The following is a 17,642-nucleotide window of genomic DNA, read 5'->3' as shown; positions in this document are numbered from 1 at the left end:
TTTGTGGAATTCGTGAATTCATTTGTGATATTTGTGTTAAAAAATAAAATGCTTCATAGACAGTTGATACACACGAAGCATTTATAATATTGTATTCTTAGATTCTATTTTTAGCAAAGTAAAGAATCAGCATACCCCAGCTCAGGATCATAAACAGACCTCCCAGCGGCGTAACAGGGCCTAAAAATTTCAGATTTACCCCCAGATAATCCTGCAGGCTCAGGAAATAAATACTGAAAGAAAATAACATCGTCCCGGCGATCATAAGAATGGAAGTCCACTTTTCAGACGTTGTTTCAAATTTTAAAATATATCCGATGATCAGCAGAAAGAATGCGGCGTACATCTGGTATCTTACTCCTGTTTCAAAACTTTCCAGCCTTTCTACAGATAATATTTTTTTTAATGCGTGTGCCCCGAAAGCGCCCAGAATAACCGACAGCATCCCATAGGCAGCACCGAAAATTAAAGTAATTGTTTTCATTTTATAATTCTTCTAATTCTAGATTTAAATATTTTTTTGTTTTATAATCCTGCCAGGTGCCGGTGATCTTTTTCCCTTTCATATCAGCCTCTACAAATCCCGTCAGCATCCATTGTCTGGCTTCCTCACTGTAATATTCACTTTCTGTAATCGAAATATGGTTGCCTTTCATCTTACCGTTCCACTCGATCAGTTTTTTATTTTTATCATACCAGTACGAAGCATTAAAGTTGGAATCGTCACCTTGCTCATCATATAAACGGTTAATCAGAACCGTAACCGCATATTTTCCATCAATTTTCCCTTTGTAAAGTTTATTTCTGAAACTGGTAGTATCTACCTGTCCGGAGCCGGATACTAAATTTTTAGCATAAGGACTCCAGTATTTTTCCAGGAATTTATAGGAAAATTCAATCACATGGCTATCCAGCTCATCCAATGCTCTCATGGCATGATTGGCACATCTCGGTGCAATAAACTTCAGCTTATCTTTGGCAAAATAATACTCCATCCCGTCTAAACCATAATCAGTATAGCAGCCTTCATACAGGCCGATCTGCGCCAGCACCTCATCTGAAGGATTTTTCTCTGCTTTTAGTATGGCAAGAAAATCAGCGATCTGTTTCTTTATTTCTTTCTGGATCAAGCCTTTAATAGTTTTGGCGGCATCCGGCTGAAAAAGATCCTGAACATTGATATAATTTCCCGTTCTCAGGTCAAAATTCTTTGCTATAAAAAAATTCTCCGGATAGGCTCCTGAAGCCTCACCCTCCATGGTAATACTCAGAATATTTTCAGGTGATTCCATTTTTTCCCAACTGTAATAATCTACATAATTGGCGTAAGAATTGGTAGCACTAGAAGCCCGTTTAAAAGGATTTCCGCCTGAATTCGGAACATATTCCAGTTCACTTACCTGCAGAAAAGTATTGATCTTATTCTCAACCAAAGGTTTTTCGCTGTAAGAAATCAACGGAAAATAATGGTTTTCAGAGGCAGGCTGCAGGTTATTGATCTTCACATTTTTCTGTTGTGAAAAACTTAACCCTGAAATCAAAAGGAAGAATACTATTTTCTTTTTCATTATTTCGAATGAATATAGATGAGAATCATTTTTGCCACCAGAGTCGAAATTCCCAGGATAATAAAGACATTGGACAGCTTTTTAGAATTTCTGAAACCCGGTGAGGTCGTTTTCTTTAAAAAGATTCCGAAAATGATGAATATTATGGGTAAAATAATCTGCAGCATTATTGACCTCTTAACCTGTTAAATTCAGTGATCACCTCGTGATGGCTCACTGTTTTATCTTTAAAATATGTCACAAAGTGCTGTTTTTCTTCTTCTGTAGCACCCATTTGGTTTAAAATATTCAATAGGTGCATTTTCATATGTCCTTTCTGAATACCTGTAGTGACCAAAGAGCGGATCGCTCCGAAGTTCTGGGCAAGACCGGAAACGGCAAGAATGCTCATCAACCCCTGTGCAGAAGGTTTTCCAAGCAGTGCCAGTGAAAATTTCACTAGCGGATGGAGATTGGTCAAACCTCCAACCACGCCTACAGAAATAGGAAGATCGATCCAGAATCTGAAAATACCGTTATCAATCGTACAGTGTGTCAGTGATCTGTATTGTCCGTCTCTTGCTGCATAGGCATGAGCACAGGCTTCCGTCGCTCTGAAATCATTTCCGGTAGCAATCACTACAGCATCTACCCCATTCATAATTCCTTTATTGTGGGTAGTGGCACGGAAAGGTTCTATTTCCGCAATGGTAACCGCCTGTTTGAATTTTGCGGCAAATTCCTCATTGGAAATTCCACTGTCGTCCTTCAGATCTTCAATTTTACATGAAACCTCAGCTCTGACAAGACAGTCGGGAGTAAAGTTAGAAAGAATATTCATCACAATCTGAAGCGAGTTTTTCTCTTCCTGCGTGAAATCTTCATTCGTAGCTACTTCCTGCTTCATGGTTTTTCCAAACTGCTCAAGACATGAATTGATAAAATTCGCCCCCATGGAATCTACCGTATCAAAACTTGCTTTAAGCTGGAAATAATTTGGCATTTCAGAGGTTTTATCTACCAGTTTGATATCTAAAATCCCTCCGCCACGCTTTCTCATATTGGCTGTGATCTCTTCAGTGGCTTCAAATAATTTCTTCTTTAAATTGAAATTAAAGAAATGAAGAAGTTTGTGAGGCTCTACATTGAATATAAAATGGGTATGGCCCAGTTTTTCATTGTTGATAATAGTTGTTTTAAATCCTCCCTTATCAATCCAGAATTTCGCAGCTTTTGAAGCGGCGGCCACTACCGAACTTTCTTCCACAGCCATCGGAAGTGCAAATAATTTTCCATCGATCAGGAAATTCGGGGCAATTCCGTACGGCATATAGAAATTGGAGATCGTGTTTTCAGAAAACTCCTCATGAAGTTTCTGGAGATCAGCATTTTCGTTCCAGTATTGTTTTAATATATTTTGATATTCTTCGTTTCCTTCCAGGTATTCGTTGACAAGCCAATCGATTTTCCCCTGTTTTGAAAGTTTGGAGAAACCTTCCACCGGTTTATGATTCATATGGTATGTTTATTTATAATGTAGGTAAGCAATAACCGCAGATTTACGATTTCACTCATAAATTTAATATGCGTAAAGATAGTAATTTTGTAAGTGTCAATTGTTGATAACTTCTATTGAAAAAGATTGATATTTATCAATTTTGGAACTATTTTTGAACCAAATATTGATACAAATTATAACATCGAGCTAAAAATATGAATTTTGAACGCCTGAAAGAAAAACTCGAAATCCTTGCTGATGCAGCGAAATATGATGTTTCCTGCTCATCCAGCGGAGGAACGAGAAAAAATAAAAAAGGAGGTTTGGGAGACAGCTCTGTAAGCGGGATCTGCCATACCTATACGGAAGACGGGCGATGTGTTTCCCTGCTCAAAATTCTACTGACCAATCACTGTATCTACGACTGTGCTTATTGTGTATCGAGAAGTTCTAATGATGTAAAAAGAGCCGCCTTCACCGTGGAGGAAGTGGTGGATCTGACGATTAATTTTTACCGCAGAAATTATATTGAGGGCCTTTTCCTGAGTTCCGGTATTTTTAAAAACGCAGATACTACGATGGAGCGTCTGGTACGGGTGGCAAAAAAATTACGCACCGAAGAAAACTTTAACGGCTATATTCATCTAAAATCTATTCCCGGAGCCAGCGATGAACTGATGCAAGAGGCTGCTTTATATGCAGACAGGCTTTCCGTGAACCTTGAAATTCCTACAGAAAGCGGATTGAAATTACTCGCCCCGGAAAAAAACCGCCAGGATATGCTGAATCCTATGAAATATATCCAGAACGGTATTGCCCAATATAAAGACGAAAAAAAGATTTTCAGAAAAGTTCCGAAATTCGCTCCGGCAGGACAGTCTACACAGATGATCGTGGGCGCAACCAATGAAAACGACCTGCAAATTATAAAAGTAGCCGATCATTTTTATAAAAATTTCAGCCTGAAAAGAGTGTATTATTCCGGTTATGTTCCTGTTTTGGAAGATAAAAGACTGCCCTCTCTCACAACGGAAGTTCCTATGCTTCGTGAGAACCGGTTGTATCAGTCTGACTGGCTGATGAGGTTTTACGGTTTTAAAGCTGAGGAAATCCTCGATCCCGGCATGCCTTTCCTAGATCTGGAAGTTGATCCCAAGCTCAGCTGGGCTTTGAGACATCTTCATCAGTTTCCTATTAATTTACAGACCGCCGATTATCAGATGATTTTAAGAATTCCAGGCATCGGAGTGAAAACAGCACAGAAAATCATTCAAGCCCGGCGTTTTCAGGTTTTGAATATGGATCACTTAAAAAAACTGGGAGCCGCTATTAACCGGGCAAAATATTTTATTGATTTCAATGCAGGAAATGCCTATTTAAAATATCTGACCGATAAAAATTTCAGAAAACTGCTGGTAGGCGGAAGTTCTTCCAAATTTCACAACCAGTTTTCACAGCAGCTGAGTTTGTTTTAAATTGATTGAAAGATTGAAGAATTTAATTATTTAAAAATGTAAAGAATTAAAAGATTCAGAAACTTAGAAATTCAGACCGAAAGTCATTTGCTTAACTGTTGCCCCATCATCACATCAACACATCAACACATCAACACACCATCACATCACCAAATCAACCCATCACCCCATGACCACCCTCCTCTACGACGGAAGTTTCGACGGACTTTTCACCGCAGTATTCGAAGTTTTTGAATACCATTATCAGGATGTGGAAATCGTGAATAAAGAAAGATTTCATCAGGAAAATATTTTTGCAGAAATTCATGAGGTTATTACTCAGAATCATAAAGCAGAACGGGTTTTAAAAAAACTTGAACACAATATCGGCAGACAGGGAATTCATCAGCTTCTGAAAGTATATCTGTCTGAAGATCCTGAACTTGAACATCTTATTTTATCTGCGGTAAGGCAATCTGTACAGCATGCAGACGAAAATATTCTTCAGAATTATGCCGATCCGGATATGCTGAAGATCTCCAAGATCAATAAATCTGTAGGTCGGGAAAGTCACAGAATGACTGCTTTTGTGCGGTTTGAAAAAATGCAGGATGGTGTTTTCTTTGCGAAAATAGATCCTGATTACGATGTTCTTCCGCTGATCCGAAAGCATTTCAACGACCGCTATCGGGACCAAAAGTGGATGATTTACGATTTGAGACGGCATTACGGAATCCTGTACGATCTGGAAAACTGCGAATTCTTTTATCCGGAAGAAAAACTAGACCTTCGCCAATACGAGCAAAAGTTTCACGACGAAGAACAAAACTACCAAACCCTCTGGCAGCGGTATTTTACTAAAACCAATATTGTTGAACGAAAAAATTTAAAACTGCATGTTCAGCATGTTCCAAAAAGGTACTGGAAATATCTGACGGAGAAGAGGTGATTTGATGATGGGTTGATTGGTTGATTGGATGATTTGATGATTTGATGATGAGGTAGCAGTTAAGCTAATGACTTCCAGTCTGAATTTCTGAATTTTTAAATAATTTAAATTCTTAAATCTTTCAATTTATCTTCTTAATCGTCCTCAGCGCCTTTTTAACAATATACTGCGTTTCTTTTGTCGTACTTTCCCGAAGCCATTCATCGCAGATTTCCGTCACGAATTCCGGCTGTGATTTACTGGCATCATTCAGCCAATTCCCGACACTGTCCTGCACATATCTTGAAGAATCTGATCGTAAAGGTTCCAGAATTTCCAGTCCAAGTCCTGGATTTTGTTTTAAAGCATTGATATGCTCACACCAAACGCCCCGTGGTCTGGTAGATTCGCTGGCAAAACGTCTTACATTTTCATCTTTATGTTTCGTCCATGCTGATAAAATCAGGATACTTTCGGTAAGGTTCTTTGAGATATCCGGACGCACCGCCATCCAGCAGATTTCTCTCACCCCGAAATGAGAATCCGAAGCAAACTGCTGTATACTTTGAAGTTTTTCTTTTAAATCAATACCCGAATTTCTTCCAATCGCATACGCTGCCCAGCAACGCACCAGATCCGCCTGATGAGTTGAAAGTTTCAACAAAAATGCCTCATCCTGATTTTGATGAACCAGACTGAGCAATTCAATCCCTATCGCTTCATTAATCGTATTGACGGTCTGCTTTTTCAGTTGGTCCAGTTTTTCTAAAACAGGCTTCAGATAAGCTTTCCGGTCATTCTGCTGCAGTAAATTTTCCAGCAGAATCCTTTGATCTGCTGCCAGCCATTCTGTAAGATTAGCAGTTTCTATTTCTCCCCGGTTCAGCTGTGCTAAAATATCACCGGGAATATCTTTCATGGAGCGTGCTCCTTTTCGCTTTTCGGTCATCGCTGTATTAATGATTAACTTTACAAAAGTCCGAAAGACAATCAAGATAAACAATACCGCATATTTTTACCCCATAGGGATAAAAAAGTCAATGTTATGAAAATAAAGGAACAGGCCGAAGAAAATAAAATCTGCCCACTGGAAGCAGCTGTTAATACCATCAGTGGAAAATGGAAAATTCCTATTGTTTGGCAGATCCATGAAGGGAAGAAACGTCCCAGCGAATTCCTGCGCGGCATTGCAAAAGTAGACCGCAGAGTTTTGAACCAGCATCTTAATGAAATGGTGGAAGACGGCATTTTGGTTAAACAAGTGTTTAATGAATTGCCTCCCAGAGTGGAATATTCCCTAACTGAGCTCGGTGAAAAGCTGGTAAAGATCCTCTGGCATTTGAACGATTGGGGAAAACTTCTGATTCATGAGGATTCAAAAGTTTAATCTTTTCTGATTAATCCTGAATAATAAATTACAACAACACTTGCTTTCTCTTTCTCTCGCTGATTAAGCTGGTAATGCAGATTTTATCCCAAAATAAAACGCAATCATCTGTGCAGATCCGTGCCATCTGTGGTTAAAAAACAACAATTCTCTTCAAATGAAATGTAAAAACTTCAACCACAAAAGTCACAAAAGATGAACATTGAGGTTATTTTGAAGTTAAAAAGATTTGCAAAGAAGAAGTTCACATAAGTTTTTAAAAAATCGATGATTTTTTACCGAATAAGACAAAACAGAAGGGGTTTAAAAAGCCTTCGTATCAAAAAAAACATGATATTTATAGTTCAATAAAACCTCATGAAAAAAACTATTTCCATCTTAACCGCTGTATTGATAATCACTGCATGCAGCCATGACAAAGCCGTATCAGGAAGCAAAACTACCATGGCCGGAGTATCGGTTCCGGAAAACCAGGTTCAGATCAATAAGGATAAAAATACCATTAAAGAACGGTTTCCTGCTCCTGAAGGCTACACCTGGGTTGAAGAAAAACCAGATTCTTTCGAATATTTTATCGAAAATTTTAAACTAAAACCTTATGGCAGCCAGATCTTAAAATACGACGGAACGCCTATTGCAGCGCAGGACCTTCACGAAGCTGTATTTGATATTGATACGGGAACTAAAGACCTCCAGCAATGTGCCGATGCCGCCATCCGTCTGAGAGCAGAATATCTTTTTGCGGCCAAAAGATTTGATGAGATTAAGTTTCATTTTACAAGCGGTGATCTGGTTTCGTGGAATGATTATAAAAAGGGCATCAGGGCTTTTGTTAAAGGAAATTCCGTCAGTTTCAGAAAAACAGCCGATTTTGATGATTCTTACCGGAGTTTCAGGAATTATCTGGATCTGATCTTCAATTATGCCGGAACGATTTCATTGAATAAGGAAACAAAACCTGTGGCCAAAACTTCAGATCTGAAAACGGGTGATATCCTCATTACACCGGGAAGTCCGGGGCATATTGTCTTTATTTCAGGGGTATGCAAAAATAAAGCGGGCGACAAATTATTTTTATTAAGTCAGGGGTTCACTCCGGCGCAATCTATTCATACGCTTTCCAACCCTTTTGATAAAAAAATTTCGCCGTGGTACGGTCTTGATGTAAATGCTGCAGAAACGAAAACAGCGAGGTATTTTTTCAAGCCGACAAATTTTAGAAGCTTTTAATTATTTATATTCAAAACTCTTCTCAACTTACTGCCATTATCTGAACTTGTTTTTGTAAATTTGTGTTCGAAATTTTTTACTTGATGAAAGAGAGTGCTGTAAAAAAAATTGCAGTTCTTACTTCAGGAGGTGACGCTCCGGGTATGAATGCGGCATTAAGAGCGGTAGTAAGGACCGCCAACTATTATAATATCGAATGCTACGGAGTAAGGGAAGGCTATAACGGCCTTATCCACGATGATTTCCTGAAAATGGGTCCCCGTTCCGTAAAAAATATAATCAACCAGGGCGGAACCATTCTAAAGTCTGCCAGATCCGCTGAATTCAGAACTAAGGAAGGCCGTCAGAAAGCTTATGACAACTGCCTAAAACTGGGAATAGACGGATTAGTCTGTATTGGAGGAGACGGAACATTCACCGGGGCAAAAATCTTTAATGAAGAATTCGGAATCAGGGTTATTGGTGTACCGGGAACTATTGACAACGATATTTTCGGAACAGATAATACGATCGGATATGACACCGCACTGAATACTGCAATGGATGCCATTGATAAAATCCGTGATACCGCAACATCTCACAACAGAGTTTTCTTTGTGGAAGTAATGGGCCGCGATGCCGGCTTTATTGCTTTAAACAGTGGATTGGCTACAGGAGCACTGGATATTTTAATTCCAGAGAAAAAAGATAGCATTGATGAGCTTTTCGCGAAATTCAGAAGTGCAGAGAAAACCGGAAAAGCATCCAGTATTGTAGTGGTAGCGGAAGGTGAAAAATTAGCCAACGTTTATGAGCTTGCAGAAAAAACAAAACAGACCTTCCCTGACTATGACATTCGTGTAGCGATTTTGGGACATATGCAGAGAGGAGGTTCTCCAAGCTGTGCAGACCGGGTCTTGGCCAGCAGATTAGGCTACGGTGCAGTCACTGGATTAATGGAAGGAAAAACCAATGTAATGGCAGGAATGCGTTCCAATGATGTGGTTTATACCGCTATTGAAGAAGCCATTAAAAAACACAATGAAATCAATAAAGATCTTTTACTGATTTCCGAAATTTTAGCAATCTAATTATTTTTTATATAATCTAAAACAAAGTATTATGTCAACAATCAAAGTAGGTATCAACGGTTTTGGTAGAATTGGACGTCTTGTTTTCAGAGCAATGACTGAAAGAGATAACATTGAAGTAGTAGGAATCAATGACCTAATCAACGCAGAATACATGGCTTACATGTTAAAATATGATTCTGTACACGGTATTTTCCCGGGAGAAGTTTCTGTAGAAGGTAACGATCTTGTAGTAAACGGAAAAAGAATCAGAGTAACTGCTGAAAGAGACCCTAACAACCTAAAATGGAACGAAGTAGGTGCTGATTATGTAGTAGAATCTACAGGTTTATTCCTTGATAAAGAAAGTGCTGCTGCCCACTTAAACGCTGGTGCAAAAAAAGTAATCCTTTCTGCTCCATCTAAAGACGACACGCCGATGTTCGTAATGGGTGTAAACCACAAAGAACTTACTGACGATATCAAAATTTTATCAAACGCGTCTTGTACCACCAACTGTTTAGCTCCTTTAGCTAAAGTAATCCACGATAACTTCGGGATCGTTGAAGGTCTTATGACTACGGTACACGCTACAACAGCAACTCAGAAAACAGTGGACGGTCCTTCAATGAAAGACTGGAGAGGAGGAAGAGCTGCGCTGAACAACATTATCCCTTCTTCTACAGGTGCTGCTAAAGCGGTAGGAAAAGTAATCCCTTCACTAAACGGAAAATTAACAGGTATGTCTTTCAGAGTACCAACTGTAGACGTTTCTGTAGTAGATTTAACAGTTAGAATTGAAAAGGCTGCTTCTTATGAAGAAATCTGTTCAGTAATTAAAGCTGCTTCTGAAGGCGAATTGAAAGGAATCTTAGGATACACTGAAGATGCAGTGGTTTCTCAGGATTTCGTAGGAGATAAGAGAACTTCTATCTTCGACAAAGATGCTGGTATCATGCTTTCTCCAAACTTTGTAAAACTTGTTTCTTGGTATGACAACGAAATGGGTTACTCAAACAAATTGGTAGACATGCTTGTACACGCTGCTTCTTTATCATAAGTAATGAGCGATAAGCAATGAGTAATATAAAAACCTTCCCGTTGGGAAGGTTTTTTTTTGTTAATTTAACCGTTAAAACTACACTATGCTTGATGAACTTATTGAAAGATATTCTCAATATTCTGATACTGAATTAATGGAAGTCTATTTAAATAAAAATGGATATACAAGTGATGCAAAGGAAGCTTTGGATATTGTTATAGAAAAGAAAGGAGGAATACAATCTTTGAAAGAGCGGTATGATAAAATTATAGAAAAAGAGATAGAAAAGGCGAGAATAAATAACGATGCCGCCCAACTGTATCAAAAAGGGATGACAAAAAATGACATCAATCGCAATTTGACTTCAGAAATATTGTCGCCGGATGAAATACGACAAATTATAGAAACCACCTCTACTAATATAGAGGCTGAAAAAAAAGATTTAGAAATTAAGCCCAGTACGTTTGTTGGAAGTATCTTGGGCGGAATAATCGGTGGAACTATTGGCGGAATACTATGGGAATTACAAATCATATATTCCGGTCACATCTTTTATATCTTCGCTATAGGTTTAGGAATAATTTCTTATGGTTTTATAAAGCTTTTTACAAAACAAAGCAGAAATAATATTGTCGTATTTATAATTACAATATTATCTGTAATTTATGCGTTAATCTTAGGATTTTACATATCATAGATTGGCTATCATGAACCTCATAATAGGAAGAATATGCCTTATAAGTAAAAGAAAAAGCCTCCCAGCAACGAGAGGCTATTAGTTTATCATTTTCAAACAACTAAAAAAGAAAAGAGTAAACTGGTTTTATAACATTCATTTATTAACTTAGAATAAAAACCGCCCGGACAGACGGTCTGTCAATTATTTGATGATCTATATTTTTTTCATGACAGAAAAGAAATAGTAAATCATTAAACAAAACGGGACAGAATAAAATGAGCGTTCATGGTTATTAGTTCCTACAAAGTTTGGAATTTTATCAAAGTAAAAAAATCCCCCTTTTGTGGTATTTTGCAAGTATTTTGGTTATTTTAGCATAAAACTATTATCCATGGAAAATTCGGAAAAAAAACACCCTCTCATTGAGGTCTGGAATACGTACCCTGGTGTCAGAAGAGACAGGAAAATTCTGGATAAGCCACCCATAGAGCGTATCATTGGCGAAATGTTTGCCATAGGTGAATTTTATTATTACGCGCTCAACCTCACCAACAGTACCCTTTCTCATCATCACGAAAATATTCTCAAACTTCATGGGCTCCCTTCCTATCCTGAAAATTTAAAGGAAGTTATAGATCTTACCCATCCTGATGATATTGAATTTGTGATGAAAGCGGAACAGACCCTCATTGACAAAATGACAGAAATAGGTCTGGAACATCAGCTTTATATCAAATGCAGCTACTGCTTCAGAATGAAAACTGCGGAAGGTAATTACGAGCTCTTCCACCACCAGTCCATTATTACCATGGAAGATGAGACCGGTATTCCGATACAGGCCATAAATATTCACACCAACATCCATCATATCACCAAAATAAATCCTTACACCGTTCTTGTTTCCGGGATAGGCCCGAGAAATGATTTTCACCAGGTGAAATTCGATTGTTTTTCGATTCCGGAAAATTTTCCTGAACATTTAACGAAAAGAGAAATGGAAATTCTAGCCCTGATCACGAAAGGGTACTCCGGGCCTGAAATAGCCCAGGCACTGATTCTGTCTGAACATACCGTACGCACACACAGAAAAAACATCCTGCGGAAAACAGATTCCAGAAACAGTAAAGAGCTTGTGAAAAAAGCGTTTGAAAGAGGGCTTATTTAAGATTCCAAGGATGATGATGGAAGAGAGAAGCTGGAAGTTACCAGCGGTATCCAGCACTTCTATTCAGCGCCTGCCTCCAAATTTGTTGAGGCTGATAAATCTCACCAGGGAATTTCGGTTCAAAACTTGTATTTTTATCTGCCATGGAACGAATACCGCAACCCCGTTTTAAAGATTCTCCCCACTTCAGAAGTTTTTGGGAAAAAGGCAATGGAAAACAGCTGATTGATTTTTCAGGTGCCGAAGTGAGCTTTAAAAACTTTGAGCAGTTTTCAGCATTTTTTTATCATGCAGATGAGATTGGTGATGAGGTGGTGAAAGAAGTTTATCTTGTTAAAAAATTTCACGAAGCCTCCAGAGAAATTGAAAACTATATACGGAACGGAGTGGCAGAAGGCGACCATGTTCCGGACAGTGTAAAAAAACTTTTTGCCCAGACCCAGAAGGTTCCGGAATGGTTGGATTACAGCCTGTTGAAAAGCGGCGCAGAGCTCTGTATGCGCTGCAATCTGGACTCTCTGATCTCGCTGAGGGATTACTGCCTGATGGGTGGTTATGACTATTCTTACCTCAATAAACCATTAACAGCTACGGAAGCCTTGAAAAAAGGGGCTGTGAAACGTCTTTCCGAAACACTTGATTTCTGGGTCAACGCTACCCGGTATGATGCTCTGGAAATTCATGCAAAAGGCTATGAATTTGCCATAAAAACAAGACTTATCCATTCTTACGCCAGACTTTCGATTAAGAAACATTACAAGCAGTGGGATACTGAAAATTGGGGCGAGCCTATCAATTCATGGGATATGATGGCCACGTATATCGGTTTCAGTCTCGTTTTTCTTCACAGTCTGCAAAAGCTTGGGAATACGTTTTCTGACGAAGAGGAAAAAGGAATTTTCCACCTCTGGAAATATGTGGGCTACTTATTGGGAATCCCTGAACAGATTCTGCCGGACAACAAAAAACAGGCAACGGAATATTTCTATCTCTGGACTTCTGTGCAGCCGCCTTCGGATAAGGATTCTATTCTGCTTGCTCATTCCCTGCTGAATGAATCTCTGGAAAATCCTATCTTAAAATTCAAATTTCAAAGAAAAAATTTAAGATATCTTCATATCTGCTGTACATGGTTCCTGCTGGATGACGAAGTATGTAAAAGACTTCAGATTCCTGATGTTTCCAACAAAAATTTATTTCCCAAAACAAAAATTTTCATCAACAGAATTTATGATCAGGTGGTAAGCCGTGATGCCCGAATCAAAAAGGGAAATAAAGATCAGATGAAAGTTCTGGAAGACTATCTGAAAATCACGAAAAATTCAAATTTCCATTAAACCCGCATCGGAAAATAAGGTCTTTCGGGAACAAAAATTTATTTTTTATATTCTGAATCATAAAATCATGCATCGTGTTCGTAATGAATACGATCAGCATCAGAATTTTATTGTTTTTTAACTCTAAAAACCTATTTTCGCCCTAAATAATATTAGTTTTTGATGTTTAAATTATGTACTTTTGAGAAATTATTTTAATAGAGATGAGCAACATAGAAGATAAGAAAAAAGCACTGGCACTGGTGCTTGACAAGCTAGATAAAACATACGGAAAAGGAACGGTAATGACGTTGGGAGATGACTCTGTAGACAATACGATAGAGGTAATTCCTTCAGGATCTTTGGGGCTTGACATCGCATTAGGCGTTGGCGGGTACCCGAGAGGAAGAATCATTGAAATATACGGACCTGAATCTTCCGGTAAAACAACGTTAACCCTTCACGCTATTGCTGAAGCTCAGAAAGCCGGCGGTATTGCTGCATTTATTGATGCAGAGCACGCTTTCGACAGAACTTACGCGGCAAAGCTAGGAATTGACCTTGAAAACCTTATTATTTCCCAGCCGGACAATGGTGAGCAGGCACTGGAAATTGCCGATAACCTGATCCGTTCAGGAGCTATTGATATCGTAGTGATTGACTCCGTAGCAGCGCTTACTCCAAAAGCAGAAATTGAAGGTGAAATGGGAGATTCCAAAATGGGTCTTCACGCCAGATTAATGTCTCAGGCGTTAAGAAAATTAACCGCGACTATTTCAAGAACAAAATGTACCGTAATCTTCATCAACCAGTTGAGAGAAAAAATCGGCGTAATGTTCGGAAACCCTGAAACGACAACCGGTGGTAATGCCCTGAAATTCTATGCTTCAGTAAGACTGGATATCAGAAAGGCAAGCGCACCGATTAAAAATGGTGATGAAGCTATCGGAAGCCGTGTGAAAGTGAAGATTGTGAAAAACAAAGTAGCACCTCCGTTCAAGCAGGCAGAATTTGATATTATGTATGGTGAAGGAGTTTCCAAAGTAGGAGAAATTCTTGATACTGCCGTGGATAAAGGAATTGTGAAGAAAAGTGGTTCATGGTTCAGCTACGAAGAGACTAAATTAGGTCAGGGACGTGATGCGGTGAAGGATGTTTTAAGAGACAATCCTGAGCTTGCGGAAGAACTGGAAAACAAGATCAAAGAAGAAATTGCCAGTAAAAAGTAGTAATTTCTAAAGATATATTAACAAACCCGGCGGAGCCTTTGGCTCCGCCGGGTTTTATTTTCCATTAAGGTTTTTCGTCTGTTAACTCAAATCCCCAGTCTTTTCCTTTTTGCGTGGCTGGAACTCCTTTCGTCATCCAGGCCGGAGCTTTAGCCCCTTTAAGGTAATAATCAAAAAACTGCTGTTCGCGGATTTGGATATCTTTTCTGTTCTGACGCTTCACCAGATTATGGTCGTCGCCATTATAGTTCAGAAGCCAGGCCGGTTTTCCGAGACGGCGTAATGCAGTAAACATTTCAATCCCCTGATACCAAGGCACTGCCCCATCTTTGTCATTACTCATAATGGCTACCGGAGTTTTCACTTTATCAATCGTAAAAAGCGGTGAATTTTTAATGTAGAGATCCGGTGCTTCCCATAGATTTTTCCCTAATCTGCTTTGTGATTTTTCATACTGAAACTGGCGGTTCATCCCTGAGCTCCATCGGATTCCTCCGTATGCAGAAGTCATATTCACAACAGGGGCTCCACTCCATGCTGCAGCATACATATCGGTATGGGCAATCAGATAGGCTACCTGATAACCACCCCAGCTTTGCCCCTGGATTCCTATTTTCGAGCCATCTACCCAGGAATTTTGTTTTAACTTTTCAACTCCGGAATTAATGTACTCCATTGCAGATTCTCCGGGAAAGCCGTCGGTGTAAGAAATATCGGGGGTAAAAACCAAATATCCATTGCTCACAAAATAAGAGATATTTAATCTTGAAGGCGTGGGAGCCGGAGCTACATAACGATTCAGATTATCAGAAAGTTTTTCATAGAAATAAACGATCATAGGATATTTTTTGTCCGGATTGAAATCTTCCGGTTTATATAAAACTCCTTCAGACGAATTTCCTTTTGGCGTCGTCCAGTGTATTAATTCGTCTGTTCCCCAATTATAAAAGTTCTGCTGCGGATTGGTATTACTCAGCTTGTCCTGCTTAGAGAAATCTGATGTTGCAAAAATATTTGGAGAATCGGTATAGGACTCTTTAATCAAAATATATTCTTCTGCATTTTTCGCTTTTTGAAGACTTCGGTATCCCCAGACATTTTCCATCTGAACTTTTTCAGGATCAGCATTGGAGTGAATGGATGTCTTAAAAATTCCGTTCGACTTGGATGTATTATCGAAAGCTGACAAATAAACAGGAGATTTCCGGTTTAAGCTTTTAATATCTTTATCTAAACTGTACGTATCAAATGTTATTTTATTTTTCCGTCCGAATCCATTCGTGATATTTCTTGGCTTTTTGGAACCATTCAGGAAAAACTCCCAAAGGTCAAAACGGTCTTTAATAATCACGGATTCATCATTATCTGTCCAGGAGGCGATTCCATAAGGATCTGGAAAATCGGGCATATCAAACTCCTCATCCACAAAGGAAACCGGTAATTCGTTATTGAGTGGAAGGGTTTGTTTTGTTTTCACATTATAACTGAACCACCTGCCTTTTTCCCTGTCAAAAATCACAACAAATCTACCCAGCGGGGATACAGCAACCGCACCGTTCAGATTTTGAATAATTTCTGTTCTTTCGCCCGTATTATTATCAATAAGGAAATAGGTTTTCTTTGTGGAACCTTCCCATTGCGAAGAAACACGGTTGTTCAGACTGGTAATACCCAGCGCAAATCCGGCATTCCCTTCGTTGACCAATCTTAAGGTATCCAAATCTTCTCCATCAATATTTCTGAAAAAATCTGGTTTTTCCGTTTGCATTACAGCTGCATAAGACTTTTTCAGATCATTTTTCAACTCTTTCAGCTGTACTGTTTGCAGATAATCATCTTTATAATTCCAGATATCCACAACAGCATGATCATTGGCAATCATTGCGGTATCTTTTGCAACAGGTTTTGGAGCTACCCCAAAGTAGAGTTGTTTCCCGTTTCTACTGAATATTGGCAGACGGTTTTCGGAAATTACCCAATTCTTTTTCATCTGGGTATGATCATTGGCTACAGTTTCCTTTTTATTATTTTTAAAATTAAAATAATACAGCTGATACAGTTTCACCAAATCATTCTGAGCGGAAGGAGTTCCTACAAATGCCAGCTGATTTCCTTCTTCATCAAAAGACAACTGCGAAAAATCGCCTTCCATTTCCGAAATTTTTTCAACAGCTCCAGATTGTAAATTAACGACCTGTACGGTTTGAAGCGTATATTTCTTTGGCTTTGATTTATCAACAACTTTTTTATCCGCAGATTTATCATCCAACGAATCTTTTTTCTCTTTCCTGGTTTTCTCTTCCGGCTTTTTGGTTACAAAAACAAGCTGTTTCCCATTCTTACTGAATTCATAACGGGCAACATTATCATAGGTTGTGCTTTTTCCGTTCAAAAGATTTCGTACGACCAATTGTAACGGCTTTGCATTTTTATCATCGTCTTTCTTTTCCTCTCCATCTTCTTTATCAGAAGCATCATCCGAGGATTTATCTTTCATATTTTCCAGAAGATAAGCAATATAAGAACCTCCTTTCTCAGGAATTTTAAATCCTTTAACATTAGGAATTTTCTCCGTTTTTCCACTTGAAAAATTAACGATAGCAAGGCTGTCTTTGGTTAGCTTATTCTGTTTAAGCTTTTTATCCTTCACCGCTTTTATATCTTTATACAAAGGGCGTATCTGGAAAACACCAAATCTGGAATCACTCGTAAACTCCATTTTTGTTCCTCGGGGAAACTTCTTCGAATCTTTATTTTTTACTGAATATAAAAAAAGATTGGGGTTTCCTTCCTGAGCATCTACAGAATAGGCAACCCACTTTCCATCATTTGAGATTTTTCTCGCACCTATGTTTTGCCAGCTGTCGTAAACAGAATGGTCTAAAGGCTTTTTCTGCCCATACATAAAACAGGTCATGATGAGCAGAATAAAAACTGTATATTTCAACTTCATTATAAAATAATTTTAAGATTTAAAAATAAGGCATTTCATTGACAAATTTGCAATGCGTTAGGGTTATTTTTACGAAAGATGGAGGCTGGAAGAAAGGAACTAAAGTCAGCCATGATGTTTTAATCTGTCGAAAGTTATGCAAATTCAAGCTCTTTCAAATAAAAG

The 17,642-nt window shown here is 38.6% G+C and carries 15 protein-coding genes; 10 read left to right on the top strand and 5 right to left on the bottom strand.

Going from position 1 to position 17,642, the window contains the following annotated elements; all coding sequences use genetic code 11:
- Positions 1 to 97 precede the first annotated feature (97 nt).
- From JET18_RS01805 to JET18_RS01795, 3 genes are all read right to left on the bottom strand, one after another.
- Positions 98 to 484: a DUF423 domain-containing protein gene (locus tag JET18_RS01805; RefSeq protein ID WP_202088875.1), complete on the bottom strand. Its 387-nt coding sequence runs from the start codon at positions 482 to 484 to the stop codon at positions 98 to 100.
- A gap of 1 nt (position 485) precedes the next feature.
- The gene (locus JET18_RS01800) at positions 486 to 1,568 is read right to left on the bottom strand and encodes a hypothetical protein (RefSeq protein WP_202088873.1); all 1,083 of its coding nucleotides are present in this window, start codon (positions 1,566 to 1,568) and stop codon (positions 486 to 488) included.
- A gap of 166 nt (positions 1,569 to 1,734) precedes the next feature.
- Positions 1,735 to 3,063: a hydroxymethylglutaryl-CoA reductase, degradative gene (locus JET18_RS01795; RefSeq protein WP_202088871.1), complete on the bottom strand. Its 1,329-nt coding sequence runs from the start codon at positions 3,061 to 3,063 to the stop codon at positions 1,735 to 1,737.
- Positions 3,064 to 3,260: 197 nt separating this feature from the next.
- On the opposite strand from JET18_RS01795, the gene JET18_RS01790 reads away from it, so the two are divergent.
- Together JET18_RS01790 and JET18_RS01785 are read left to right on the top strand one after the other, a co-directional pair.
- Positions 3,261 to 4,520: a putative DNA modification/repair radical SAM protein gene (locus JET18_RS01790; protein WP_202088870.1), complete on the top strand. Its 1,260-nt coding sequence runs from the start codon at positions 3,261 to 3,263 to the stop codon at positions 4,518 to 4,520.
- Positions 4,521 to 4,689: 169 nt separating this feature from the next.
- Entirely contained in the window at positions 4,690 to 5,448 is a 759-nt protein-coding gene (locus tag JET18_RS01785; protein ID WP_202088868.1) for a TIGR03915 family putative DNA repair protein, read from the top strand.
- 121 nt (positions 5,449 to 5,569) lie between these two features.
- Here JET18_RS01785 and JET18_RS01780 read toward each other — a convergent pair whose 3' ends face one another.
- Entirely contained in the window at positions 5,570 to 6,376 is an 807-nt protein-coding gene (locus tag JET18_RS01780) for a DNA alkylation repair protein (protein WP_202088866.1), read from the bottom strand.
- Positions 6,377 to 6,472: 96 nt separating this feature from the next.
- On the opposite strand from JET18_RS01780, the gene JET18_RS01775 reads away from it, so the two are divergent.
- The 8 genes from JET18_RS01775 (at position 6,473) to recA (ending at position 14,524) form a co-directional block, all read left to right on the top strand.
- Positions 6,473 to 6,814, top strand: a complete 342-nt coding sequence (locus JET18_RS01775; RefSeq protein WP_202088864.1) for a winged helix-turn-helix transcriptional regulator — start codon at positions 6,473 to 6,475, stop codon at positions 6,812 to 6,814.
- 357 nt (positions 6,815 to 7,171) lie between these two features.
- Complete coding sequence (locus JET18_RS01770) at positions 7,172 to 8,044, top strand: DUF4846 domain-containing protein (protein ID WP_202088862.1); 873 nt, start codon at positions 7,172 to 7,174, stop codon at positions 8,042 to 8,044.
- An 83-nt stretch (positions 8,045 to 8,127) separates the two neighbouring features.
- Positions 8,128 to 9,114, top strand: a complete 987-nt coding sequence (pfkA, locus tag JET18_RS01765; protein ID WP_202088860.1) for a 6-phosphofructokinase — start codon at positions 8,128 to 8,130, stop codon at positions 9,112 to 9,114.
- A 31-nt stretch (positions 9,115 to 9,145) separates the two neighbouring features.
- Positions 9,146 to 10,153 carry a type I glyceraldehyde-3-phosphate dehydrogenase gene (gene gap, locus JET18_RS01760; RefSeq protein WP_062649883.1) on the top strand — a complete coding sequence of 336 codons (1,008 nt, stop codon included), beginning with the start codon at positions 9,146 to 9,148 and terminating at the stop codon, positions 10,151 to 10,153.
- 85 nt (positions 10,154 to 10,238) lie between these two features.
- Positions 10,239 to 10,832 carry a hypothetical protein gene (locus tag JET18_RS01755; protein WP_202088852.1) on the top strand — a complete coding sequence of 198 codons (594 nt, stop codon included), beginning with the start codon at positions 10,239 to 10,241 and terminating at the stop codon, positions 10,830 to 10,832.
- A gap of 373 nt (positions 10,833 to 11,205) precedes the next feature.
- Complete coding sequence (locus JET18_RS01750; protein ID WP_202088850.1) at positions 11,206 to 11,979, top strand: response regulator transcription factor; 774 nt, start codon at positions 11,206 to 11,208, stop codon at positions 11,977 to 11,979.
- A gap of 143 nt (positions 11,980 to 12,122) precedes the next feature.
- Positions 12,123 to 13,316, top strand: coding sequence for an oxygenase MpaB family protein (locus JET18_RS01745; RefSeq protein WP_202088848.1), 1,194 nt, complete (start codon positions 12,123 to 12,125; stop codon positions 13,314 to 13,316).
- A 203-nt stretch (positions 13,317 to 13,519) separates the two neighbouring features.
- Positions 13,520 to 14,524, top strand: coding sequence for a recombinase RecA (recA, locus tag JET18_RS01740; protein WP_202088846.1), 1,005 nt, complete (start codon positions 13,520 to 13,522; stop codon positions 14,522 to 14,524).
- A 64-nt stretch (positions 14,525 to 14,588) separates the two neighbouring features.
- Here the strand turns inward: recA and JET18_RS01735 are convergent, their stop codons facing one another.
- On the bottom strand, positions 14,589 to 17,477 hold the full coding sequence (locus JET18_RS01735; protein ID WP_202088844.1) for a prolyl oligopeptidase family serine peptidase: 2,889 nt from the start codon (positions 17,475 to 17,477) through the stop codon (positions 14,589 to 14,591).
- Positions 17,478 to 17,642: the final 165 nt, after the last annotated feature.

This window comes from Chryseobacterium endalhagicum (assembly GCF_016745235.1).
Classification (GTDB): Bacteria; Bacteroidota; Bacteroidia; order Flavobacteriales; family Weeksellaceae; genus Chryseobacterium; species Chryseobacterium endalhagicum.
Note: the sequence above shows the minus strand (reverse complement) of the source record. Positions and strands in the feature narration are given on the sequence as shown.

What these genes read in the sequence shown, in the direction of transcription:
- JET18_RS01805 (WP_202088875.1), bottom strand. Translation starts at nt 484, where the DNA reads ATGAAAACAATTACTTTAATTTTCGGTGCTGCCTATGGGATGCTGTCG.
- JET18_RS01800 (WP_202088873.1), bottom strand. Translation starts at nt 1,568, where the DNA reads ATGAAAAAGAAAATAGTATTCTTCCTTTTGATTTCAGGGTTAAGTTTT.
- JET18_RS01795 (WP_202088871.1), bottom strand. Translation starts at nt 3,063, where the DNA reads ATGAATCATAAACCGGTGGAAGGTTTCTCCAAACTTTCAAAACAGGGG.
- JET18_RS01790 (WP_202088870.1), top strand. Translation starts at nt 3,261, where the DNA reads ATGAATTTTGAACGCCTGAAAGAAAAACTCGAAATCCTTGCTGATGCA.
- JET18_RS01785 (WP_202088868.1), top strand. Translation starts at nt 4,690, where the DNA reads ATGACCACCCTCCTCTACGACGGAAGTTTCGACGGACTTTTCACCGCA.
- JET18_RS01780 (WP_202088866.1), bottom strand. Translation starts at nt 6,376, where the DNA reads ATGACCGAAAAGCGAAAAGGAGCACGCTCCATGAAAGATATTCCCGGT.
- JET18_RS01775 (WP_202088864.1), top strand. Translation starts at nt 6,473, where the DNA reads ATGAAAATAAAGGAACAGGCCGAAGAAAATAAAATCTGCCCACTGGAA.
- JET18_RS01770 (WP_202088862.1), top strand. Translation starts at nt 7,172, where the DNA reads ATGAAAAAAACTATTTCCATCTTAACCGCTGTATTGATAATCACTGCA.
- pfkA (WP_202088860.1), top strand. Translation starts at nt 8,128, where the DNA reads ATGAAAGAGAGTGCTGTAAAAAAAATTGCAGTTCTTACTTCAGGAGGT.
- gap (WP_062649883.1), top strand. Translation starts at nt 9,146, where the DNA reads ATGTCAACAATCAAAGTAGGTATCAACGGTTTTGGTAGAATTGGACGT.
- JET18_RS01755 (WP_202088852.1), top strand. Translation starts at nt 10,239, where the DNA reads ATGCTTGATGAACTTATTGAAAGATATTCTCAATATTCTGATACTGAA.
- JET18_RS01750 (WP_202088850.1), top strand. Translation starts at nt 11,206, where the DNA reads ATGGAAAATTCGGAAAAAAAACACCCTCTCATTGAGGTCTGGAATACG.
- JET18_RS01745 (WP_202088848.1), top strand. Translation starts at nt 12,123, where the DNA reads ATGGAACGAATACCGCAACCCCGTTTTAAAGATTCTCCCCACTTCAGA.
- recA (WP_202088846.1), top strand. Translation starts at nt 13,520, where the DNA reads ATGAGCAACATAGAAGATAAGAAAAAAGCACTGGCACTGGTGCTTGAC.
- JET18_RS01735 (WP_202088844.1), bottom strand. Translation starts at nt 17,477, where the DNA reads ATGAAGTTGAAATATACAGTTTTTATTCTGCTCATCATGACCTGTTTT.